18 protein-coding genes are annotated in these 22760 nt (G+C 63.8%); 6 read left to right on the forward strand and 12 right to left on the reverse strand.

What is annotated here, in order from left to right; all coding sequences use genetic code 11:
• Positions 1-56: 56 nt before the first annotated feature.
• The 11 genes from fdnG to AB1346_12575 all read right to left on the reverse strand — a co-directional run bounded on the left by fdnG (position 57) and on the right by AB1346_12575 (position 13214).
• Complete coding sequence (gene fdnG / locus AB1346_12525) at positions 57-3140, reverse strand: formate dehydrogenase-N subunit alpha (GenBank protein ID MEW6721268.1); 3084 nt, start codon at positions 3138-3140, stop codon at positions 57-59.
• A 445-nt stretch (positions 3141-3585) separates the two neighbouring features.
• Positions 3586-4980: a sigma-54 dependent transcriptional regulator gene (locus AB1346_12530; GenBank protein MEW6721269.1), complete on the reverse strand. Its 1395-nt coding sequence runs from the start codon at positions 4978-4980 to the stop codon at positions 3586-3588.
• The gene (locus AB1346_12535) at positions 4977-6485 is read right to left on the reverse strand and encodes an ATP-binding protein (protein ID MEW6721270.1); all 1509 of its coding nucleotides are present in this window, start codon (positions 6483-6485) and stop codon (positions 4977-4979) included. The genes AB1346_12530 and AB1346_12535 overlap by 4 nt, the downstream gene beginning before the upstream one ends.
• A 20-nt stretch (positions 6486-6505) precedes the next feature.
• Positions 6506-7444, reverse strand: coding sequence for a molybdenum cofactor synthesis domain-containing protein (locus tag AB1346_12540; protein ID MEW6721271.1), 939 nt, complete (start codon positions 7442-7444; stop codon positions 6506-6508).
• Positions 7445-7447: 3 nt separating this feature from the next.
• Positions 7448-8272 (reverse strand): radical SAM protein, encoded by an 825-nt coding sequence (locus AB1346_12545; protein ID MEW6721272.1) that lies wholly within the window; start codon positions 8270-8272, stop codon positions 7448-7450.
• Between the two features lie 200 nt (positions 8273-8472).
• Entirely contained in the window at positions 8473-8958 is a 486-nt protein-coding gene (gene moaC / locus AB1346_12550) for a cyclic pyranopterin monophosphate synthase MoaC (GenBank protein MEW6721273.1), read from the reverse strand.
• Between the two features lie 3 nt (positions 8959-8961).
• Positions 8962-10176 carry a gephyrin-like molybdotransferase Glp gene (gene glp, locus AB1346_12555; GenBank protein MEW6721274.1) on the reverse strand — a complete coding sequence of 405 codons (1215 nt, stop codon included), beginning with the start codon at positions 10174-10176 and terminating at the stop codon, positions 8962-8964.
• 57 nt (positions 10177-10233) lie between these two features.
• Complete coding sequence (locus AB1346_12560) at positions 10234-10911, reverse strand: ATP-binding cassette domain-containing protein (protein ID MEW6721275.1); 678 nt, start codon at positions 10909-10911, stop codon at positions 10234-10236.
• A gap of 4 nt (positions 10912-10915) precedes the next feature.
• Positions 10916-11602, reverse strand: a complete 687-nt coding sequence (locus AB1346_12565; protein MEW6721276.1) for an ABC transporter permease — start codon at positions 11600-11602, stop codon at positions 10916-10918.
• 21 nt (positions 11603-11623) lie between these two features.
• Positions 11624-12445, reverse strand: coding sequence for a TOBE domain-containing protein (locus AB1346_12570; protein ID MEW6721277.1), 822 nt, complete (start codon positions 12443-12445; stop codon positions 11624-11626).
• On the reverse strand, positions 12381-13214 hold the full coding sequence (locus AB1346_12575; protein ID MEW6721278.1) for a substrate-binding domain-containing protein: 834 nt from the start codon (positions 13212-13214) through the stop codon (positions 12381-12383). Before AB1346_12575 ends, AB1346_12570 begins: the two co-directional genes overlap by 65 nt.
• 152 nt (positions 13215-13366) lie before the next feature.
• Here AB1346_12575 and AB1346_12580 point away from each other — a divergent pair, with 152 nt between their 5' ends.
• The 6 genes from AB1346_12580 to AB1346_12605 all read left to right on the forward strand — a co-directional run bounded on the left by AB1346_12580 (position 13367) and on the right by AB1346_12605 (position 22444).
• Positions 13367-15244, forward strand: coding sequence for an aldehyde ferredoxin oxidoreductase N-terminal domain-containing protein (locus AB1346_12580; protein MEW6721279.1), 1878 nt, complete (start codon positions 13367-13369; stop codon positions 15242-15244).
• Positions 15245-15257: 13 nt separating this feature from the next.
• A complete protein-coding gene (locus AB1346_12585; protein MEW6721280.1) occupies positions 15258-15722 on the forward strand; it encodes a cytochrome c in 465 nt (154 codons plus the stop codon).
• Between the two features lie 271 nt (positions 15723-15993).
• Entirely contained in the window at positions 15994-19068 is a 3075-nt protein-coding gene (locus tag AB1346_12590) for an MASE3 domain-containing protein (protein MEW6721281.1), read from the forward strand.
• A gap of 66 nt (positions 19069-19134) precedes the next feature.
• Positions 19135-21135 carry a GAF domain-containing protein gene (locus AB1346_12595; protein ID MEW6721282.1) on the forward strand — a complete coding sequence of 667 codons (2001 nt, stop codon included), beginning with the start codon at positions 19135-19137 and terminating at the stop codon, positions 21133-21135.
• Positions 21136-21309: 174 nt separating this feature from the next.
• Positions 21310-21558 (forward strand): 4Fe-4S binding protein, encoded by a 249-nt coding sequence (locus tag AB1346_12600; protein MEW6721283.1) that lies wholly within the window; start codon positions 21310-21312, stop codon positions 21556-21558.
• Between the two features lie 49 nt (positions 21559-21607).
• Entirely contained in the window at positions 21608-22444 is an 837-nt protein-coding gene (locus tag AB1346_12605; protein MEW6721284.1) for an epoxyqueuosine reductase, read from the forward strand.
• 63 nt (positions 22445-22507) lie between these two features.
• Here the strand turns inward: AB1346_12605 and AB1346_12610 are convergent, their stop codons facing one another.
• Complete coding sequence (locus AB1346_12610; GenBank protein MEW6721285.1) at positions 22508-22741, reverse strand: glutaredoxin family protein; 234 nt, start codon at positions 22739-22741, stop codon at positions 22508-22510.
• Positions 22742-22760 lie beyond the last annotated feature (19 nt).

Below are 22760 nucleotides of genomic sequence, written 5' to 3' on the forward strand. Positions count from 1 at the left end.
GAGCGGCAGGCCATGCAGGCCGACGTGTCGATGAGGAAGCTTTTTCCGGACATGCGCTATACCTCCGCCTTCTTCCGAATGTCCACCATGAACGCTTTCGACTCGGGAATCCTCGTGTTGGCGTCGCCCACGGACGGGGTCAGCAGGTTGGCGCTGTCGCCGCCATCCTTGGGCCAGACCCATCCGTAATGCCAGGGCAACCCGACCTGGTGCACCTGCTTGCCCATGATGGTGAACGGCCTCAGCCGCGAGGTCACCACCGCCACCGCTTCGAGGTGTCCGCGGGCGGATTCGACCACCACCTTCTCGCCGTTACGGATCTTCTTGGACTTGGCGAGCTCTTCGCTCATGTCGACGAAGACTTCCGGCTCCGCCTCGAGCAGCCACGGCAGCCACCGCGTGAGCACGCCCGTCTGCCAATGTTCCGTGATGCGGAACGTGGTCGCGACGATGGGGAACCGGGCATCGTGCGGACGAAGGGCATCCTTGTCCGAGGTGAAGATGGCCGCTGCCGGGTTTGTCCGCTGGGAGCTGAACGGATGTCGTTTCACCGGGCCCTCGATCGGCTCGTAATGCTCGGGGAAGGGTCCGTCGTTCAGGCCGGGGCCGTAAAGTTGCCCCATGCCGTGGGTCTGCATGATGAAGGGCTTCTTCCCGTCCGCGCGGTCCGTCCCGTCGGGGTTCTTCAGCGGGTACCACGGCCCGTCGGGGACGTCGCCCTTCCACTTGCTCGACACGTACTTGCCGTCCTTGACTTCGCCCGCGAACTCGACCACCACCCTCTTCGGGTTCCAAGGCTTGCCCGTGGGATCCACGGAAGCGCGGTTGTAGAGGATCCGGCGGTTGACCGGCCAGGCCCACGCCCAACCGGAGGTCAGGCCGATGCCGCTCTCGTCCTTGTTGTTCCTGCGGGCCATGTTGTTGCCGTCCTGGTTGTAGCTCTGGCTGTAGAGCCAGTTCCCGCAGGCGGTGGAGCCGTCGGCCTGGAGCATGGCGAAGGCGGGCACCTGGTCGCCCTTCTTGAACGCCTTGCCGCCGACGACCGTGTCCCGGGTGAAGTAGCCGTTGATGGCCTTCGCCGCCCGGTGCGCATCGAACCTGCCCTTGTCCGCGAAGTCCATCCGGAGATTCAGGATGGGATCGGGATACGCCGAGGCCGCATCCGGCTTCTTGTAGAGCTCCCGGATCTCGTGGAACAGCTCGACCATGATGTCGCCGTCGGGCTTGGCGTCCCCGGGCGGCTCCTGCGCCTTGTAGCGCCACTGGACCCAGCGGCCGCTGTTGCTCAGCGACCCTTCCTTCTCCATGAAGGCCGCGCAGGGGAGCATGAAGACCTCGGTCTTGACCTGCCTGGGATCGACGCCCGGGCCCTTCCAGAAGGAGGCCGTCTCGTTGTCGAACAGGTTGACGACGACCATCCAGTCGAGGTTCCCCAGCGCCGCCCGGACCTTGTTCGAGTTGGCGCTGCTGCACGCGGGATTCTGCCCCCACGCGAAGAAGCCCGAGTACTCCTTCGCATACATCCGGTCGAAGATGTCGAGCCAGCTATATGCCTTTCCGTCCTCCAGCTTGGGGAGATATCCGTACCCGAAATCGTTCTCCGGCACGGCGTTGTCGCCGTACATCGCCTTCAGGTAGCTGGTGATGTACTTGGGCCGGTTCTGCCACCAGTTGGCGCTCGTCGGGTCCTTGGAGACGGGGGTGAACTTCTTGTTGTACTCGGCCAGCGACGTGATCGACGCGCTGGGAACGGGAAGGTATCCGGGCAGGATGTGGAACAGGAGCCCGTGGTCGGTGGAGCCCTGGACGTTGGACTCTCCCCGCATGGCGTTGACGCCGCCGCCGGCGATCCCGATGTTCCCCAGCAGGAGCTGGATCATCGCCATGGTGCGGATGTACTGGACCCCGACGGTGTGCTGCGTCCAGCCCATGGCGTACATGATCGTCGCCGCCTTGTCCGGGACGCCGGTGGAGCTGTAGGCCTTGTATACCTTGAGGAGATCGGTCTTGGGCGTTCCCGTGATGCTGGAGACGGTGTCCGGCGTGTAGCGGGCATAGTGCTTCTTCATGAGCTGGAAGACGGTCCGCGGATGCTTGAGGGTCGGGTCCTGCTTCGGAACGCCGTTGGCGTCCATCTCGAAAGCCCACATGGACTTGTCGTAGGCGCGCTTCCCGGCGTCGAATCCGGAGAAGAGCCCGTCGTTGAAGCCGTACTTCTCCCCGACGATGAAGGAGGCGTTGGTGTAGTTGACCACGTAGTCGCGGAAGTACTTGTTGTTGTCCAGGATGTACTTGATCATCCCGCCCAGGAAGGCGATGTCGGTCCCGGAACGGATGGGGGCGTAGATGTCCGCCAGGGTGGACGTGCGGGTGAACCTCGGGTCGACGCTGATGAGCGTCGCGCCGTTCTCCTGGGCCTTCGAAACCCATCGGAACGACATGGGGTGGTTCGACGCGGCGTTGCTGCCCATGACCAGGATGACGTCGCTGTTGCGGATATCGATCCAGTGGTTCGTCATCGCGCCGCGGCCGTACGATTCCGCAAGGGCCGGCACCGTGGAGCTGTGGCAGACCCGGGCCTGATGCTCTATATTCACCAGCCCGAGGGCGCGCAGCATCGCCTGGTAGGCCCAGAGCTCCTCGTTGTCGAGGGCGGCGCTGCCGACCGACGCGATCCCCTCGCACCGGTTGACCGTACGTCCCTTGGCGTCCTTCGCGACGAAGCTGGCGTCGCGGCTCTTCTTCACGTTTTCCGCGATCCGCTTGAGCGCCCAGTCCCAGTCCTTGACGAGCCACTTGCTGCTGTACGGCGCCCTGTACCAGACCTGCGTCAGCCGCTCCTCGTTGCGGGCGAGCTGGTAGACGGCCGTGCCCTTTGCGCAGAGGGCGCCCTGGTTGATGGGATGGTCGGCGTCGCCTTCCGTGTAGACCACCTTGCCCGTCTTGACGTCCGTATGGCAGGTGATCCCGCACCCGACCCCGCAATAGCAGCAGATCGTGGGGGTTTCCTTCGCGTCGCGGGTCCGGAGCTGCCAGGAGTAAGCCTCGACGGGACGCAGGTTCCATCCCATCCCGTTCAAGGCCAGTCCGGCGGTCGCCGCGCCCGAGATCTTTATAAAGCTCCTGCGAGTGAGCTTCATGCCGCACACCTCCGTCTCTTTTTCTCTCTTGCAGAAATTGCAATCCGCATGCCGAGAAAAAACCATGTTTTATCAATATGTTTCAGAAAACACTTTGCGCGCGCCGGGCGGAAATGACGCACCCTTATATCGCTTTCATGTTTATTTTCGATAACTTAAAATGCGTCAAACCGGACGCGGGGGGGCAATTTACGGTCCGGGAGACGGCGGATGCCCGCAACCACTCTCCCCGGAAGGGGGGATTTTTCAAACTGCGATTTTGCGGGAACGCCTCTTTTCGAAAAAAAACGTCGTATTACCGGGGATATAGAGGAGCGTGGGTAAAGATCCGGTACGGCGGACCGCCGCCGTCAAGAAGAGGGCGAGTGATTGGATCCGGACGCCGGATCCGGCGCGCGGTGCGTCAAAGATGACCCGCCTGTAACGCGAAGCCCCGGCGGGTCCGCTACTCCTCCGCGCGGAACCGGGACGAGTGGATTCCGCATCTCCGCATGATCCGCTGGAAGTTCCCCCGGTCCAGTCCGAGGGAGTCGGAAGCCCGGGAGACGTTCCCTCCGTGTTTTTTCAATGCCTCCGCGACGATCCTCCGGTGGAAATCCTCGAGGAGCTCCCGCTTCGCGGAGCGGTAGTCCGACATCGCGGCGGCATCCCGGGAAACCCGGGAGTCCGTGGGATGGAACTCCGGCGGGAGGTCCTCCCGGCCGATGAATCCCCCCCGCTTCAGGATGCTGAACCGCTCGACCAGGTTCCTCAGCTCCCGCACGTTCCCCGGCCAGGAATATTCCTGGAGCAGCCCGAGCGCCTCGTCCGAAAATCGGATCTGCGGCCCCTTCCCTTCGGAATAATGCCGGAGGAAATGCTCCACCAGGATCGGGATGTCCTCTCTTCTCTCCCGCAGCGGCGGCACGCGGATGGGGATGACCGCCAGCCGGAAATACAGGTCCTCCCGGAACTCCCCCTTGCGGATCATGGCGGGCAGCTCCTTGTTGGTGGCGGCGATGACCCGGACATCCGTAACGATTTCCCGGCAGTCCCCCACGCGCCGGATCCGTCCGTCGTGCAGCACCCGCAACAGCTTCGCCTGGAGCGTCTGAGACAGGTCGCCGATCTCGTCCAGAAGAAGGGTGCCCCCGTCCGCGGAAAGGAACAGCCCCTGCTTGTTATCCAGCGCCCCGGTGAAGGCCCCCTTGACGTGGCCGAACAGCTCCGATTCGAGGAGGTTGTCGGGAATCGCGCTGCAGTTGATCGGGATGAACATCTTCTCCGACCGGTTCCCGGTGAAATGGATCGCCTGGGCGATGAGCTCCTTGCCGGTCCCGCTTTCCCCCTCGATCAGCACGCCTGCGCGGCTGTCCGCGACGTTGGCGATGACCGAAAGGATCTCCCGGATCCCTTCCGAGTTGCCCACGATGCCGGTCTCGAAAAACCGGTTCCTTTGTCCTTCCTTCAGGTACCGGTTCTCCGCCTGCAGGGCGCGGCACTTGCAGATCCTGCTGAGGGTGAGGAGCAGCTCCTCCACCGGAAACGGCTTCAGCAGGTAGTCGATCGCTCCCATCTTCATCGCCTCGATGGCGGTCTCCACGGTGGCGTTGGCGGTCATGACGATGACGGAAACGTCCTGCCCGGTGCTCTTCGCGTGCTCCAGCAGCTCCAGCCCCGATCCGTCGGGCAGATAGATGTCGGTGAGGATCAGGTCGGGGACCGCGCCGCCCTTCATCCCCGCCTTCCCCTCCGATACCGTGTGGCAGGCGGTCGCCTCGTAGCCTTCCTTCGCAAGGACGCGCGAGAGGACCATCGCCAGGTTCCGGTCGTCTTCCACGATCAGGATCTCCCGGTTCATTGCAGCGCCTCCGACGGAGCCCCGTCCGGCAGGAAGATCCGCACCGTGGTCCCCCGTCCGACCTCGCTCTCGACGGCGATCCGGCCCTGATGCTCCTGGACGATGCCGTAGCTGATCGCGAGGCCCAGCCCCGTGCCCTCCTCCTTCGTGGTGAAGAACGGCTGGGAAATCTTGTCGATGTGCTCCCTGGGAATCCCCGACCCCGTGTCCGAGATGATGACCTCCACGCCTTCGTGCGCCTCCGTGGTCCGGTTCGCCGAGACGACGTCGAGTTCCCCTCCGTCCGGCATCGCCTGCACCGCGTTCAGGATGACGTTCAGGAACACCTGGCGGATCTGCCCCGAATTGCCGAAGACGGGCCGCAGGTCGCGCGCCAGCGCCTTGTGCAGCCGCACCGCCCGGGCGGAGGGCTGGAATTCCATGATCTTGAACAGCTCCTCCAGGACCTGGTTCACGTCGACCCGCTCCTTCACGGACTTGGCGGAACGCGCGAACCCGAGGAGGCTCCGCGTGACCTTGACGGCCTGGTTCGCCTCGCGCTCCAGGACGCACAGGTCCTTCTGAAGGGCGGGGTTGTCCTTCGATTCCTGCTTGATGAGCTGCGTCATGTTCAGGATGACGCTCAAGGGCGTGTTGAGCTCGTGGGAGATTCCCGAGGAAAGGGTCCCCAGGGCCGCCATCGTCTCTGCCCTCACCATCTGTTCCTGCGTCCGCTTCAGCTCCAGGTTGGCGTTCTCGAGGGTCTGCTCCGCCTCCCGCATCCGGAGCATCTGCTCCTTGATGGAGCCCGCCATGTTGTTGAAGGAGGACGCCAGCTCCCCGAACTCGTCCTCCAGTCCTTCCACCCGGTGATCGAGATTTCCCGCCTTCAGGCTCCGGGTCGCCTCCAGGAGCCGGTCCACGGACTTCGAGAAGCCGTTGACGAAGACCGCCGCCAGGCCGAACGACAGCAGGGGGCCCGCGGCGAGGAGGACGTAGAGGAAGTTCCGCGAGTTCCCGATGTCCTGCAGCGCCTGCTTCGTCTTCACGTTCAGGCGGGCGTTGGTGAGGGCGACCATGTCGCTGACCTTCTCGACCAGCACCTCCCCGTCCCGCAGGGCGCGGTGCTCCTCTTCCGCCGGAAGGAAGTCGTTCTCCCGGGAGACGAGCACCCGGTCCAGCGAGGCCTCGTAGTGCCCGATGCTGCGCCGGATCTCGTCGATCCCCTCCTGCACCCCCGGGGAATGATGGCAGCCGAAGCAGCCGTCGACCACGTCCCGCATGTGCCGGATATCGAGGGCCATGGTGTCGAGCGACCGGGAGAAGCGGGAGTTCTTCAGGGCGAGGTCGGCCTGGACGCGCTTGATCTGGATGAGGAACCGTTCCCTGAGGATCTCGACCTGGTGGAGCTGGATGAGGTCGTTCAGCTTTTCCGTGTCCGCATGGATCGTGTAGACGATGTACAGCCCCATGCAGAAAAACAGGGCGGAGTAAACCGCCAGGCCGAGAACGATCTTCCTTCTCATGGCCTGCGGGCCCTCATCGGCTATGAGCGGTGCTTGTCGATCCCATGGAGCATGTACAGCGAATGCTCCGTGGTCTTCAGGATCTCCCCCAGGTACTCCTCCACGGCCCGGACGCTTCCCGGAAGCGCGTAGACCAGCGTCTTCCCCATGACCCCCGCGACGCTGCGGCTCAGCAGGGCGCGGGGATTTTCCGCGCCGTATTTCACGCGGATCATCTCCATGATCCCCGGGAGCCGCTTGTCGAGCAGGCCCGACACGACCTCCACCGTGACGTCCCTTTCCCCGATGCCGGTCCCCCCCGTGGTGAAGACGAAGTCCGTCTCCCGGTCGCGCTGTTCGGCCAGCAGCCGGCGCAGCGCTTCCGCGTCGTCCGGGATCAGGGCGTGTTCGATCTCGTGCCGGGGGCACCAGGATCGGAAGTGGGCGTCGAGGATCTCCCGGACCTTCGGGCCGCTCCGGTCCTCGTACCCTCCCTCGCTCGCCCGGTCGCTCAACGTGACGACGAAGGCGCGCACGACTTTCGGGGCGTGCACGATCTCCTGCCCCGGCCGGACCGCGCCGGTCTTGCGCACCCTGCAGAAGATCCCTTCCTTCGGCATGACGCAGTTGCCGACTTCCTTGTAGATGGCGCAGTAGTTCCCGTGGCACTCCTTCCCGATCTGGGTCAGCTCCAGCTCCGCCTCCCCGATCCGGAAACGGTCGAAGATGCCGCACCCGCGGAGGTCCAATCCTTCCGTGGTGATGTTCTCCGCGAATTCTCCGTACCCGATGGGCCGTTTCGCCTCTTTCGAAAACCTCTCGACGCTTTCCGCCGCCAGCATGCTGACCTGCCGGTGCCATTTTCCCGCGTGGGCGTCGTTCCGGACGCCCGTTTCCGTGAGGAAGATCTCCGCCACGGGACGCTTGACGGTCCCCTTCTCTTCCGAGACGTTGACGGAAAGGACCTTCCCGGCGCCCATGGGCTACCCCCCGACCAGGTTGAACTTGTTCAGGGAGCTCCGCGTCCCGATCCTGGGTTTCGCGCATACCGCCGTCCGGAACGCCTCTTCCGCGCCGAGGGACCTCGCATTGAAGGACAGGTCGCTGAAAAGACATGGACGGAAGTTCCCGTCGCACGACAGCCGGATCTTGTTGCAGATCCTGCAGTCGCCACCGGTCCCGCCCTCCACGACGGCGAATTCCCCGTTCTCCAGGTTCATCTCGCGGATGAAGCGGACCTGGAGCTTCCTCCGTTCGCAGAAGGCCCTGACGCCGACGGCGTCCTCGTCCCCGGATGATCCCTTCACGACGCAGTTGATCTTTATCGGGAGCAGGCCGGCCTCTTCCGCCGCGTCGATGCCCTGCAGGACCTCCCGCAGGTCGCCGTTCCGGGTGATCCACCGGTACTTTTCCGGGTCCACGGTGTCCAGGCTGATGTTCACCCTGTTCAGCCCGGCGACCTTCAATTCCCTCGCGAATCCTTTCAGCAGAATTCCGTTCGTCGTCATGGAAAGGTCTTTCAGTCCGTCGATCCCCCTCAGCATCCCGACAAGTCCGGTGATTCCTTTTCGCGTCAGAGGTTCCCCTCCGGTGATCCGGATCCTTTCGATGCCGTTCTTCACGGCGGCATCCGCAAATGCGCGGATTTCCTCGAAAGAAAGGACGTTTTCCTGCGGCAGAGTGTGGGGACATTCGTCCGGCATGCAATACCTGCATCGCAGGTTGCAGCGGTCGGTAACGGAAATCCTTAAGTAGGTAATCCTGCGGCCGTATGAATCGTTCAATCCCGGATCCCCTGTGAAGGACATGGCGAGCCCGGACGACGAAAACGCTTACGGACCTGTCGTTTTAAAAATTAAACTCCTCGAGACCTGTCTTGAAAAGGAAGCTAACATCATTAAAGGAGGAAAGTCAACGAATACCGGGCGCGCGGGACGAACCGCTCGACAAACTACGGAAATCGGCTTCCCGGAAGGTGTCGATATATAAGAGAACGGTGTTTATATTCTTATTGGAATCCCTCTCCTTTCCTGTACACGCCGCTTTTCCCTCCGTCCTTGAAAAGAAGCGATACGTCCCGGATGGAGATCGACCGGTCGGCGCCCTTGCACATGTCATAGATCGTGAGGGCCGCGATCGAAGCGGAAACCATCGCCTCCATCTCCATCCCGGTCCGCTCGAACGCCCGGACCGTCGCCCTGACGACGACTTCTCCCTTCGCGGAATCGGAAGCGATGTCGACGGCGACGTGGTGAATGGCCACCGGATGGGAAAGCGGTATCAGTTCCTGGGTTCGTTTCGCCGCGGCGATCCCCGCGACACGGGCCACTCCGAACACGTCCCCCTTGGTCACCCGGCCTTCGAGGATGGCGTCGAGGGTTTCCGCCCGCATTGCGACACGCGCCTCGGCGACGGCGGTCCGGTGCGTGGGCTCCTTCCCGCCGACATCGACCATGACCGCTGCGCCCCTGTCGTCGAAATGGTTGAAAGGCACGGCTCAATCCTCCGTCATCTGCAGATCGTCATGCAGCAGGTGAACCTGGACCTCCTCGCCGGCGGCGAACTCCGTCCTGTCCTTCGGAAGCACCGCGATGCCGTTCGCGCGGACCATGGTCTTCAGGATGCCGGTGTTCTGGTCGCCCGCGGAGACCGCCCAATAGCGGCCGTCCTCCGACTCGACCCGCACACGGAGGAAATGGACCTTGCCGGGCTTCTTCCTCGCGCCGGCCCGAAGCGTCGCCGGCACGAAGGGGCGGATCACCCGGCGGCGCCCCATCATCCTCAACAGCGCGGGGCGGACCAGCTCCTCGAAGGTGATCATGGTCGACACCGGGTTGCCGGGAAGGGAGAATACCGGCATCTCCCCCATCAGGCCGAATGCGAACGGCCCCCCCGGCTTGATGTCCACCCTCCAGAAAAGCTGCCGCACGCCGAGCTCCGCGAGGCAGGCGCGCACCAGGTCGCGGTCGCCCGCGGAAACCCCCGCGGTGGTGATCAGGGCGTCGGCGCCGCGCGCCGCGGCCATCTTTTCCAGGTGGCTTTCCCGGTTGTCCCGGGCGATGCCGAGGAGGAGCGGCTCCGCGCCGATCTCCCGAAGGGCGGCGGCAAGCGACAGGGCGTTGCTGTTGACGATCTTTCCGCGCTCCGGCGGCTCCCCCATCTCGATCAGCTCGTCCCCGGTGGAAAGGACGGCGACCCGCGCCCGGCGGTGGACGGCCACATAGGCCTTTCCGAAGGAGGCGAGCATGCCGATTTCGGGGGTGCGCAGGACGGCGCCGGCCTGGACGATCCGCTCCCCCCGCCGGATGTCCTCCCCCCGGAAACGGACATGCTGCCGCGGTTCGATCTTCTCCCGGAGCAGGATCCCATCTGCCCGCTCCTCCGTGTCCTCGATCGGGATCACCGTGTCGCAGCCGGCGGGAATCGGAGCGCCGGTCATGATCCGCACGGCGGCGCCCGGGACGGCTTCGAGAGCCCCGTTCTCCCCCGCCGGGACATAGCCGGCGACCGGAAGGACGTCTCCCGGGCGGCAATCGGATGCCCGGACGGCGAACCCGTCCATGGCGGAATTGTCGAAGGACGGCATGTCCCACGGCGCCGTCACCTCCTCGGCTGCGACGCGGCCCGCCGCCGACAGCAGGTCGGCCCGCTCCGCGCCGAGCCGCGGGACGTTTTCCAGGATGGTTCTTCTCGCCTCCTCGAAACAGGGCATGGGCACAGTATAAAGACCGGCGGCCCGGAAATCCATGCCTCGCGGCCGCGAGGCGACTCAGGAAATCGAGGGAGCGAAGGCGGGGGGAACGATCCTTCCTTTTTCCATGATGATCGTCTCTCCGTTCAGGCGCATCCGGTGGTCCGGATCGTGCGTGACCAGGACGACCGTGGTACCTTGCCCGGGGAGCGACGCGATCACGGTTTCCAGCAGCGCGGAGGTCTCCCGGTCGATGTTCGCGAGCGGCTCGTCGAGCAGAAGGACTTCTGGAGAACAGGCGAGGGCCCGGGCCATCGCCACCCTTTGCGTCTCGCCCCCGGACAGTTGCCGGGCCTTCCTGTCGCCGAACCCCTCGAGGGAGACGGCCGAAAGCGCCCGCTCGACGATCCGCCGCCGTTCTTCCCCCCGGATCCCCCTCGCCGCCAAACCGAACGCCACGTTGTCGTGGACCGTCCCCCCGAACAGGTACGGCGACTGGTGAAGCAGCGTGACTTTCCTGCGCAGCCGCTCCACGGAACCGTTCTTCCACTCGACCCTCTCCCCGGCGTACAGGATCTCGCCGGAGGTCGGAGGAACGAGGAACGCCAGGAGGCCCAGGAGGGTGCTTTTCCCCGCGCCGTTGGCCCCGGTCAGGTGGTAGAGCCGGCCTTCGGCGATCGCCAGGTCGTCGATGTCGAGGACGGTCGCGCTCCCGTACCGATGGCGGACCGATTTCAGGCGGTAGATATCCCCCAAGCGGCTACCTCTGCTGGAGATAATGAAGGAACAGGTTGACGAGCAGCGCAACCGAAAGCAGCAGGATCCCCAGCGCCATCCCGAAGGCGAACTCCCCCTTGCTCGTCTCGAGGGCGATGGCCGTCGTCATCGTCCGCGTGTATCCCCGGATGTTCCCGCCGAGCATCATCGCCACGCCCACCTCGGAAATGACGCGCCCGAAGCCCGCGATCACCGCGGCGAGGATGCCGAACCGGATCTCGCCGATCAGCGCCCCCGCGGCCCGCAATCGCCCGGCGCCCAGCGTGAGCGCCGTCGGAAGGATCCGCCGGTCGGCTCCCCGGACCGCCGCCAGGGCATAGTTCGCGACGATCGGGGCGGCGAGCAGCGTCCCTCCGATCACGATCGCCGTCGGGGTGAAGAGGAGTCCCAGCGCCCCCAGCGGCCCCTGGCGGCTCAGGAAGCCGTAGACCAGGAGCCCCACCACCACGGTGGGCAGCGCCATGAGGGTATTGAGGACGGTGATGGCGAACCGCTTCAGCGGAAACTCGGCAAGCCCCATGACGAGCCCCAGCGGGATGCCGAGGAATGCGGCGAACAGGGTCGCCCCCGCGGAGACGGAGAGGGAGGTGCCGACGGCGTCCACGACGTCGGGGGAAAGGTCCCCGATCATCCGGAGGGCCGTCGCAAGGGAGGAGATGAGAAAATCCACGCGGAGGCGCCCCCCTCTTCCTCAGCCGTCCACGCCCAGGATCACGTTGGACGCCTTGACGAGGGCGCATACGGAATCGCCCGGCGCCAGCTCCAGGCTTTTCGCGCTCCCCTCCGTGATGACGGACGCAAGGACCGACCCTCCCGGCAGCTTGACGGAGACCTCCGCGCTCACGGGGCCGTGAACGATCCGGTCCACCGTTCCCTGCAACAGGTTCCGGGCGCTGACCCTCGTCCCCTGGAGCTCCTTTCCGAGGATCACGTCGCTGGATTTGACGATCCCGTAGGCATCCTTCCCCGCGGCGAGGCCCAGCGTCTCGACGCTGCGGTTGGTGATGACCGCGCAGAGAGTGTCTCCGCCCTTGAGGCGCAGGAGCACTTCCGAGTTGACGTCCCCCTTCCGGATCTCAAGCACCTTCCCCGTAAGGACGTTCCGAGCGCTGATCCGCATGGCGACCCCCCGAAAGATGGAATAACAGCGGTACGCGCCTCCCAGCCGCCTATCGAGGCGCTCCATGAATTTCTCGTGCTCGGTCCGGAGGATGCGGCACTTCCGGACCGTCTCCTTCCCTTCCTCGGTGAGCGTGGTGCCCCCGCCGCCGCTGCCGCCGGCCACCCGACAGACAAGGTCCCGCTCCGATGCGTTGTTCATGGCATCGACGGCGTCCCAGGCGGTCTTGTAGCTGACGCCGACCGCGCGGGCCGCCGCCGTGATGGATCCGAGCCGTCCGATCTCTTCCAGGAGGCGGATCCGGTATCCTCCGAAGGGGCCGTCGCCCTTATTTCCCGGCCGTTTCCGGGTAGACGAAGAAGAGCTGCTGCCCCTCGATCTTGAATCCTTCAATGAGGGCGCGTCCTTCCTTCCCCGTGATGAAATCGACGAGCTTCATTGCGAGGTCGTATTTCGCGTGCGCGAACTTCTTCGGATTGACCGGGATGATCCCGTACGGGTTCCACAGGTCCCTGTCTCCCTCGCGGACGATGACCAGGTCGGACTTCTTCCGGAACGCGATGTACGTCCCGCGGTCGGCCAGGGCGTATCCGCGCTTCTGGTCGGCCATCATGATGACCTCGCCCATCCCCTGCCCCGCCTCGATGTACCAGGCGCCTTTGGGAGCGGTGCCGGAGGCGGCCCAGATCTCCTTCTCCTTGATATGGGTACCCGATGCGTCGCCGCGGGAGATGAACGGGCTTCCCTTCGCGGCGATCGCCCGGAACGCTTCCGGGGCGGTTTTGGTCTTCAGCACCCCGGCGGGGTCGTCCTTGGGCCCCAGTAGAATGAAGTCATTGTACATGACGTCCTTCCGGTCGACACCGAAGCCGTTCGCCACGAACTTGTCCTCGAGCGTCCGGGCGTGCACGAACACGACGTCCACGTCGCCCGCCTCCCCGAGCTTGAGCGCCTTGCCCGTCCCGACGGCGACGACGTCGACCTTGCACCCGTGCTTCTTCTCGAACGGCGGGAGGAGCACGGCGAGGAGCCCCGAATTCTCCGTGGAGGTCGTGGTGGACATCCGGAGCCTCTCTTCCGCGAAGGCCGGTGCGGCAAGAAGGATAACAAGGAGAACGAATGCGGTACACGTCGTCCCGATCGCGCGTGGAAACCGTTTCATGGACCGATCTCCCTTCTGCGGGTTTTTTCAGGGAGGCGTTATATCACAATCTATATAACGATGTTCCGAAAAAATTCTGGGGCCGTACCGATTGACTTGCATCGGCCCTCCACGGAGAATCGAGAATGGATGCCTTTCCCAGGAGATGAGCCATGACCGTCTGCCAGCGGGTGCTGCTCGTCGATCCGGCCACCGGTTTTTACAGGATCAGGAAATACGACATCGACCGCTATTTCGGACCGGTGGACCTTGGGATCCACCTGACCTCCGAGCGGAGAACCCTCAATTTCGGCGTCGGGCTCTTCGCCGGATCCATCCTGCCGGGCTCCAACCGCATGGTGGTGACCGGCCGCTCCCCCTGCTGGCAGGGCCACTACATCAGCTCCATGGGCGGCGCCGGGCTGGTCTTCGACAACCTCGGGATCAACATGCTCAGCCTGGCGGGCAAGGCGCCCGTCCCGTCGGTCCTCTACCTGAACCGCGCCCACGGCGAGGACATCGACGTCGAGGTGGTCCCTGTCGATGTCGAGGAGATCTGGAGGTCGGGCCGGACCGGGGTCTACGCGCTCACGGACCGGGTCTACGAGATGTTCGGAGGGCGCTACGAGAACGACCCGAGGATCCTCGCCGTCGGCCCGGCGGCGTTGCGCACCGACATGGGAGGAGTCATGTCGGTCCCCATCACGGACGGAAAGATCGGCCACGTCGACACGTGGGCGGGGCGGGGCGGCCTGGGCAGCGCCATGCTCCAGGAATACGGCGTCGCCGCGATCATCTACGGCGGCACGACGGTGGACGAGGACTTCCGGGACCGGACAGTCGCCGACGAGTGGTTCCGGAACAAGTACGACATGCGCCTGATGCAGAAGGACCTGCAGGCGACCGCCAAGTACCGCTACGACGAGAAGGTGGGGACCGGAGGCACCTTCGGGGTCAACTACGCCACCATGGGCGGCAGGATCCTGGCCTTCAATTACCGCACCGTCTTCTGGACGGAAGAGAAGCGGGAGCGGCTCCACCGGGAATTCATCGTCGGCCACTACCTCAAGCAGTTCAACGAGGAAACCATCCGGCGAAAACAGCAGGCCACCTGCGGGGAGCCGTGCGTCGCCGTATGCAAGAAAATGAACGGGATCTACAAGAAGGACTACGAGCCCTACCAGACGATGGGCCCGCTCTGCGGCGTCTTCGACCAGCGCGCGGCGGAGAAACTCGCCCACCATTGCGACGCCATGGGATTCGACGCCATCTCGGGCGGCGGGGTCCTCGCATGGCTCATGGACCTGCTCGACGAAAAGGCGCTGACGCCCGAGGAGCTCGGGGTCGACCGGCTCCCCCGCTGGGAAATGGAGGATTTCGACGTCGTCGGCGACTCGCTGCACAACGCCGATCTCGGCTGCGAGCTGCTCGACGCCATCCTCGAGCGCCGCGGCATCCTCGATTTCCGCGAAGGGGTGCGCAAGTGGAGCCGGATCCATTCCCGCGCGAAGGGGAAGGCGCTCCACGACCGGCTCGTTTACGTCGCCTACAGCCGCCGCGGATGGATGGTGCCGAACCAGTACTGGGTATCCGGCGTCCTGGCGCCGATGGCGATCATGGGGAAGTACTACATGGTTTACAGCAACGACTTCATCCCTCCCCGTGTGCTCGGAAGGATGTGCGCGGAGCGGATGAAGGCGGAGCTGATCCTCGACAACCTCGGCGTCTGCCGCTTCCACAGGGGATGGGCGGAGGAGATGCTCCCGCAGGTGATGGGCTCCCTCTACGGCCGCAAGGAGCAGTTCCTCCATTCCATCGACGTGCTGGCCAGCCGGATGCACAGCCGCAACAGCCCGATCTTCTGGGAATCGGAGCGCAACATCGATTTCCTGCACAGCTTCCTCAAGCGCAAGGCGGAAGTCGACCGGGACGACCGTCCCGAGCTTGCGGAGTGGATCGACCGCTTCGCGCGGGACAAGGCGGAGGCCGCCCGGGATTTCTGGTACGAGACCCTCAAGGGGATCGACGAGAGCCTCAGGGAATTCTTCTGACAGGAGACCGGTCATGCAAAAAAATTTCCTGCTGGCATTGGCGCTGACGATGGCGATCCCCGGCCAGGCACTGGGCCAGGCGGAAGGAGCGAAGGTCTTCGAGCGTTGCGTCCCCTGCCACAGGGGTAACGGCGCCGGAATGGTCGGGATGTACCCGCCTCTGGTGGCGCATGCCCCCGAGATCGTATCGGGCGACCGGTCCTACATCATAAAGGTCCTGCTGTACGGGCTGCAGGGCAAGATCGCCATCAAGAGCCAGAAGATAAAGTACGACGGGACGATGCCCGAATTCTACTCGCTCGGCGATGAAGAGGCCGCCGCGGTCCTCAACTACATCCTCACGAGCTGGGGGAACGACAAGCTGCTGCCGAAGGATTTCAAGCCGATCTCCGCGGACGAGGTCAAGGCCCAGCGCGGGAAGAATCTCACCGGGAAGCAGGTCCATCGTCTCCGGGAGGAATTGAAGCTGGCGGAATAGCGGCATTTGTCGTATGAATTCAAGGAATATTGTATAATTTATCGCAGATTCGCGATGATGCATCGAGACCATTGAAACGGGAGGCAATCCGATGTAAATGACTGATCCGCGCACCGGCATCGTCCGGGGGCAACGTTGTCTTCCCGGATCGGTGCGTTATTGGAGCCTCTTTTCCTCATGCCCGGCCGTATCGTTTCGCATAGCAATCCCCATCCATCCGACTGCCTGGAGCGCCTGCATGCCCTGACCCGCTGACAAGGGGGCCTTTACGATGAATCCGGCCGAAAACGTGGAAGGCTCTTTCCAGGACCCCGCCATCGGAGGATTGTCGAGACAGACCAAGGCGTTTCTTCTCGCTTCCGCGCTTGCGGGGCTGTATTTCATTTCCCGGGTGAACTACCTCCTGTTCCACACTTTGGCGGAGTTCTCCGGCATCGTCATAGCTCTGACCGTTTTTCTCCTCACCTGGAACCTCAGGCGCCAGATCCGAAACAATTTCCTGCTGATCATGGGGATCTCCTTTCTCTTCATCGGATCGATCGACCTGGTCCATACGTTGTCCTACAAAGGAATGCCCGCCCTCTTCGGGCCGGGAGCCGAAGCGACGAAGCTCTGGATCGCGGCAAGGTACACGCAGGCTTTCGCCCTGCTCGTCGCGCTATATTTCCTGGACCGGCCGAAAAGAATCGGTCCGGCGGTTTGCCTTGCCGGCTTCGCGGCGTGGTCGGCGCTGCTTCTCTCAAGCATCCTCTGGTGGAACGTGTTCCCGGCCTGTTTTCTCGAAGGGACGGGGCTGACCCCTTTCAAGAAATTCAGCGAGTATGTGATCTGCGCCGTCTTCGGGGTCTGCGCCCTCCTCCTGTTCGCCAAGCGCGGCGCCTTCGAGGAAACAGTTTTCCGGATGATTCTGATGTCGATCGGCTTCTTCATCGCGAGCGAAGCGGCGTTCACGTTGTATGAGGACGTGTACGGCGAAAGCAACCTCGTCGGCCACTTTTTCAAGATTTTCGGCTTCCTCGCGATATACGGCGCCCTGATCAGGACGGGATTGAAGCAGCCGTTCGACCTGATTTTCCGGGACATGAAACGGGCGGAAGAACGATTGGTCCAGGAACACGAGTTCAACCGCTGCCTGCTGGAAAACATGGCGGACGGGGTGGTCGCCTGCGACGCCGGCGGCGCCCTGACGCTGTTCAACCGCTCGGCGAGGGAATGGCATGGCCTGGACCCGATGCGGCTGCCTCCGGGGGATTGGGCGCGGCATTACGACCTTTTCCGGTACGACGGGGTTACGCCCCTGCCGGCCGAGGAGATCCCTCTGGCCATGGCCTACGAGGGCAAGGCCGTCAGGAATGCCGGCATGGCGATCATAGCCAAGGGCCAGGCCCCCCGCTTCATTCTGGCCAACGGCGGCGCGATAACGGATGCGGGCGGGCGGAAGCTCGGCGCGGTTGCGGTCATGCGCGACGTCACCGATTTCCTGCGCCTGGAACGGGAACTCATCGAGGCCAACGAATCCCTCGAAAAGCGCGTTGCGGAACGCACGGAGCAGTTACGGACCAGCGAGGAGAACTACCGGGAGCTGATCCGGAAGATCCATATCGCCATCATCGTGCACGGAACCGGGTCCCGAATACTGGTCGCAAACGAAGAGGCCCGGCGGCTGCTCGGACTGACGGAAGCGCGGCCGTCGGGAGAGCCGGTCGCCGATCCGGGCCTGTGCTTCCTGCGGGAGGACGGCAGCGTCATGCCGCGGGAAGAGTACCCGGCCCACCGGGCCCTGGCCACGGGGGAGCCGTTGCGGGATGTTGTTTTGGGCGTTCGTCGTACCGGGTCCGAAATAGTGGTCTGGGTTCTGGCCAGCGCGGATCCCGTGCGCGGCCGGCAAGGCGATGTCTCCCATGTGATCGCAACCTTTGTGGACATCACCGGACGGAAGCGGGCGGAGGACGCGGTGACCCTTCGGGAGCGTGAATACCATACCCTCCTGGACAACATGCCCGATCTGATCGTCCGCTACGACAAGGAGTTGCGGCGTACATACGTGAACCAGAGCTGGGAAAAGGCCAGCGGGCTTTCCAGGCAGGAAGTCGTCAACGTACCCACGCACGCCATCGCCCGGGTCCCCGACCCCATCGTCTCGGAATACGAACAAAAGCTGCGCCGCGTGCTGGAGAAGGGAACGACCGAGAACTGCAGCTTCTCCTGGGTGAACGCCTTCGGAAAGGAGCTCTTCCTCGAATATGCCATCGTGCCGGAGCACGACCGGAGCGGCGGGATCATCGGGGCGCTCGCCATCGGCCGCGACATTTCCGAACGCAGGCGGTCCGAGGAGGAAATGCGCCGCCTGAACCGCGAACTGCGCGCCATCAGCCTGTGCAACCAGGTCCTGGTCCGCGCGGAGGAGGAACAGGCGCTGCTCAACGACATCTGCCGGATCGTGTGCGACGACGCCGGTTATCGGATGGCCTGGGTGGGGTACGCCGAAAACGACGAGGCAAAGACGGTAAGGCCGGCCGCATGGTACGGAGTCGAGGAGGGGTACCTCTATTTCGCAAGGATCACGTGGTCGGAAACGGAACGCGGGCGCGGCCCCGCCGGCAGGGCGATCCGGAGCGGTCTAAACCAGTGCACAAAGGATTTCCTGACCGATCCCCAGGTCGCCCCCTGGCGCGAGGAGGCGCTGCTCCGCGGCTACCGTTCCTCCATCGCCATGCCGCTGAAGGATTTCGACGGCAACGTCTTCGGCGCATTCATGATCTACTCCGCCGAACCGGATGCCTTCACGCCGGAAGAAATCCGGCTCCTCACGGAACTGTCGGAGGACATGGCGTTCGGCATCGCCACTCTGCGCACCCGCGCCGAACGCGCGCACGACGGCGCCGTCAACGCGTCCCGCCTGCATCTGCTGCAATTCGCGGCGACGCATTCGCTGGACGAGCTGCTCGAGGAGACGTTGAACGAAGCGGAAAGCTTGAGCGGCAGCCTCATCGGTTTCTATCACTTCGTCGAAGAGGATCAGCAGTCTCTCACGCTCCAGAACTGGTCCACCCGGACAAAAGCGGAATTCTGCACGGCGAAAGGGAAAAACCTGCACTACGCAATCGGCGAGGCGGGTGTGTGGGTCGATTGCGTCCATCAGCGCCGGCCGGTGATCCACAACGACTATGCGTCGCTCCCCCACCGCAAAGGGATGCCGGAAGGGCATGCCCCGGTCCTTCGGGAGCTTGTCGTGCCCGTGATAAGGGGTTCCCGGATCAAGGCCATTCTGGGTGTGGGGAACAAGCCGGTGATTTACGGGGAGAGAGATGTGAAAGCCATTTCCCTTCTTGCCGACCTGGCATAGGAAATCGCGGATCGCAAGCGGGCGGAGGAGTCGCTGATCCGCCAGACGGAGCTGGACAGGACGCTGCTGGAGCTCCGCGAGTCGGCCGCTTCTTCCTCCTTCCAGGAATTCCTGGACCGCTGCAACGAAGCGCTGCGCTCCCTGACGAAAAGCCGGCTTTCGTTCATCGGGTTCCTGGATGACGAGGAGTCCGTAATGACCTTGCCCATCTGGTCGCAGGACGTAATGCAGGAGTGCAGGATCACCGGAAGGCCCAGAACATTCACGTTGAAGGATGCCGGCATCTGGGCGGAATGCGTCCGCCGGAGGGAGCCGTTCGTCTGCAACCGGTACGAAGAGCCGCATCCCGGGAAAAAGGGCCTTCCGGAAGGGCATGCCGGGCTTACGCGTTTCGTCAGCATCCCGATGATGATCGGAGAACGCGTCGTCGCGGTCTCCGTGGTGGCGAACAAGGATACGGACTACGAGGAGATGGATGTTTCCACCCTTCTGGCCCTCACGAACAAGGTCTGGGAGATCCACCTGCTGAAGCAGACCGAGGAGCGCGTTCGGCGGCTGGCCGCAACCGTGGAGCAGGCCGCACTGGACGTGGTGATCACGGACGCGGAGGGGAACATCCTGTATACGAACCCCGCCGTCACCAAGACCACGGGGTATACCGCCGAGGAACTGCTCGGCAGGAATCCGCGGATCTTCAAGAGCGGAAAGCACGACCAGGCTTTCTACAAGGATCTTTGGGTTACCCTGAAGGCCGGCCGGACATGGAACGGCAGGATCCATAACCGCGCCAAGGACGGGCGGCCGATCCTGCAGAACGCCACCATTTCCCCCATCCGCGACGAAAAGGACGAAATCATCGGTTTTGTCGCCACCCGCCGCGACGTCACCAAGGAAGTCGAAATGGAGGAGCACCTGGCCGAGGCCCAGAAGATGGAGGCGCTCGGCACCTTGTCCGGGGGCATCGCGCACGATTTCAACAATATCCTGACCGCCATCGTCGGGTTCACGGAGCTCTGCCGTCTGTCGTGCACGGAACCGGAGCAGAAGGAGTACCTGGACGCCGTGCTGAAAGCCTCCGGCCGCGCCACGGATCTCATCAAGCAGATCCTTTCCTTCAGCCGCATGGGCAAGGAGGAAGCCAGGCCGGTCAAGCCCAAGCTCATCGTCAAGGAAGCCATGAAACTCCTGCGCGCCTCCATCCCCACGACGATCGTATTCCGGCAGAACATCGTCTCCGACTCGCTGGTCCTCGCGGATCCCGGGGAAATCCACCGCATCGTCATCAACCTCTGCACGAACGCCTCGCTTGCGATGAAGGAGAGCGGCGGCGTCCTGGAAGTGTCGTTGGAGGACGTGACGCCGGACGCCTCTTTCCTCGCCGTCCACCCGGAATTGAGGAAGGGCCGCTGCGTCTGCTTCACGGTGAAGGATACCGGCTGCGGAATGACCGATGAGGTCAGGGCGCGCATCTTCGAACCCTTCTTCACCACGCGGAAAGAAGGGGAAGGTTCGGGAATGGGGCTCTCCGTGGTGCACGGGATCGTGAGGAGCCGGGGCGGGGCGGTCACGGTGGCGAGCGAGCCCGGAAAGGGCTCGACCTTCCAGGTCTACCTTCCCGTGGAGCAATGGACCGGAGCCGAAGAGAAAATCCGGGAAGAAATTCCGCTGCCCGGCGACGAACGCATCCTTTTCGTCGACGACGAAGCGATGGTGACCCAATTCGTGGAAAGGTCTTTGGGACACCTCGGCTACAGGATATCCGCCTTCACAAGCAGCAGGCAGGCGCTGGAGCGCTTCCGGGCGAATCCCGACGCCTTCGACCTGCTCGTCACCGACATGACCATGCCGGAGATGACGGGGGACGTCCTGGCGAAGATGCTGCGCGAGATCCGGCCCGACATCCCCGTCATCTTCTGCACCGGATTCAGCGAACGGATGACCCCCGATAAATTGGAGGCGATCGGGAATTCCGTCCTCGCGCTCAAGCCGATCACCGCGGGACATCTCTCCCGGATCATCCGGAGGCTTGTGGACGCAAAGGAGAATCCCCTGCCGAACGTCACATGAACCCGCCGGCGACCCCGAGGGAGCGGGCGGATCTGCCCCCGCGGCTTCCCGCGCCTCAGGCCGCTTTCAGCAGTTCCTCAATGCGGTCGGGATCGAATCCCGCAATCGTCTCGCCGCCGATCTCCGGCACGGGGGTGGAGCGGCTGCCACCATGAGATCATGCATGGAGTTAAGATGGGATTCACCAACGGCGTCGGGAAGACGGGGTATTCCGCCGTCATCGATCCGGAGCGCCGCGAAGATCGCGGAGATTCTTTCGACACCGGCAACGTGAATGCGATCGGTCCGCCCGAGGGTGTGCGTTTCCCTTCCAAGGAAGATCGCTGCGCGACGGTTCGGGAAGAAACCTGCATGGGGTGCGGCGCCTGCGTTTCGGCATGCAGCAAGGGGGCGTTGGTCCTGGTCTTCGTAGACGACGGGTAGATCCCGCCGCTCAAGAGAACGAACCTCCAGAAACGGATTCGGAGGCGCCATGGAGAACGAAATTCGTGAAGAACTGCGCCGTTTCGTGCTGGAAAGCCCGTCCAACCGTTTTCCCGGGAGCAAGGAGCGGTTCTTCGACGAGCCGCTGGTCGGTTTCACCGCGGCCGACGATCCCCTGTTCACCGAGTATAAAAAGATCATCGGGGACTTTCATCTGACCCCGGAGGAGCTGTTTTCGAGCACTCCCGTGGGATGTGACGCCCGTCCGGCTACGGTGATTTCCTATGTCCTGCCGATCACGGAGATGACCCGCGAGAGCAACCGGACGGAAATCCGCTTCCCCTCGCTTCCCTGGGCGCAGACCCGGACCTTCGGCGAGGAGTTCAACAATGCCCTGCGGCGGCACTTCGTCGATTTCCTTGTCGCGCGGGGGCACCGTGCCGTGGCTCCTCACCTCCATCCGGACTGGCGCCTCCTCGGCGACTCGCCCGTCGGGATCGCTTCCTCATGGTCCGAACGCCATGCCGCCTATGCCGCCGGTCTCGGGACTTTCAGCCTGAACGACGGTCTGATCACCGAAAAGGGGATCGCTCATCGCTGCGGCAGCGTGATCACCGATCTGTCGCTCGCGCCGACGAGGCGGACCGGCGGCGACCATCGCAGCAACTGTCTGCATTACAGGGAAGGGGGATGCGGACTGTGCATCGGCCGATGCCCGGCCGGCGCGCTTTCCCGGGGGGGACACGACAAGGCCCGGTGCCGCGATTACCTGCGCGATGACATTCCCCGCGCGGTGGGCGAGCGGTTCGGCGTAAGCCAGATCGGCTGCGGCCTCTGTCAGACCGGTGTGCCGTGCGAAGGGGCGATCCCGCCGGGGAACGGCTGATCTGTCGTCAAAATGATGCCGCCCGCACCGTCGCGGGTGCAGGCGGCGTCCGTCGTTATTGTCCTAAGCCGCTTTCAGCAGTTCCTCGATGCGGCCGGGATCGAATCCCACGACCGTCTCGCCGCCGATTTCCAGCACGGGAGTGGACTGGATCCCTTTCGCCTCCAGCTCCTTCCGCGCGGACTCGTCGGTCCCGATTTCCCGTTCCTCGAAGTCGATGCCGTTCTTGCGAAGGTACTCTTTCGCCTGCTGGCAGCCTCCGCAACCCTCATTGGTATAGATACGGACCTTTTTCATGGCCGTTTACTCCTTTCCT

This window comes from Thermodesulfobacteriota bacterium (assembly GCA_040758155.1).
In the GTDB taxonomy this organism is placed as follows: Bacteria; Desulfobacterota; Deferrimicrobia; order Deferrimicrobiales; family Deferrimicrobiaceae; genus UBA2219.

What these genes read in the sequence shown, in the direction of transcription:
- AB1346_12605 (MEW6721284.1), top strand. Translation starts at nt 21,608, where the DNA reads ATGGAGAACGAAATTCGTGAAGAACTGCGCCGTTTCGTGCTGGAAAGC.
- AB1346_12590 (MEW6721281.1), top strand. Translation starts at nt 15,994, where the DNA reads ATGAATCCGGCCGAAAACGTGGAAGGCTCTTTCCAGGACCCCGCCATC.
- AB1346_12575 (MEW6721278.1), bottom strand. Translation starts at nt 13,214, where the DNA reads ATGAAACGGTTTCCACGCGCGATCGGGACGACGTGTACCGCATTCGTT.
- AB1346_12540 (MEW6721271.1), bottom strand. Translation starts at nt 7,444, where the DNA reads ATGGGCGCCGGGAAGGTCCTTTCCGTCAACGTCTCGGAAGAGAAGGGG.
- AB1346_12600 (MEW6721283.1), top strand. Translation starts at nt 21,310, where the DNA reads ATGGGATTCACCAACGGCGTCGGGAAGACGGGGTATTCCGCCGTCATC.
- AB1346_12535 (MEW6721270.1), bottom strand. Translation starts at nt 6,485, where the DNA reads ATGAGAAGGAAGATCGTTCTCGGCCTGGCGGTTTACTCCGCCCTGTTT.
- AB1346_12545 (MEW6721272.1), bottom strand. Translation starts at nt 8,272, where the DNA reads ATGTCCTTCACAGGGGATCCGGGATTGAACGATTCATACGGCCGCAGG.
- glp (MEW6721274.1), bottom strand. Translation starts at nt 10,176, where the DNA reads ATGCCCTGTTTCGAGGAGGCGAGAAGAACCATCCTGGAAAACGTCCCG.
- fdnG (MEW6721268.1), bottom strand. Translation starts at nt 3,140, where the DNA reads ATGAAGCTCACTCGCAGGAGCTTTATAAAGATCTCGGGCGCGGCGACC.
- AB1346_12580 (MEW6721279.1), top strand. Translation starts at nt 13,367, where the DNA reads ATGACCGTCTGCCAGCGGGTGCTGCTCGTCGATCCGGCCACCGGTTTT.
- AB1346_12585 (MEW6721280.1), top strand. Translation starts at nt 15,258, where the DNA reads ATGCAAAAAAATTTCCTGCTGGCATTGGCGCTGACGATGGCGATCCCC.
- AB1346_12610 (MEW6721285.1), bottom strand. Translation starts at nt 22,741, where the DNA reads ATGAAAAAGGTCCGTATCTATACCAATGAGGGTTGCGGAGGCTGCCAG.
- AB1346_12530 (MEW6721269.1), bottom strand. Translation starts at nt 4,980, where the DNA reads ATGAACCGGGAGATCCTGATCGTGGAAGACGACCGGAACCTGGCGATG.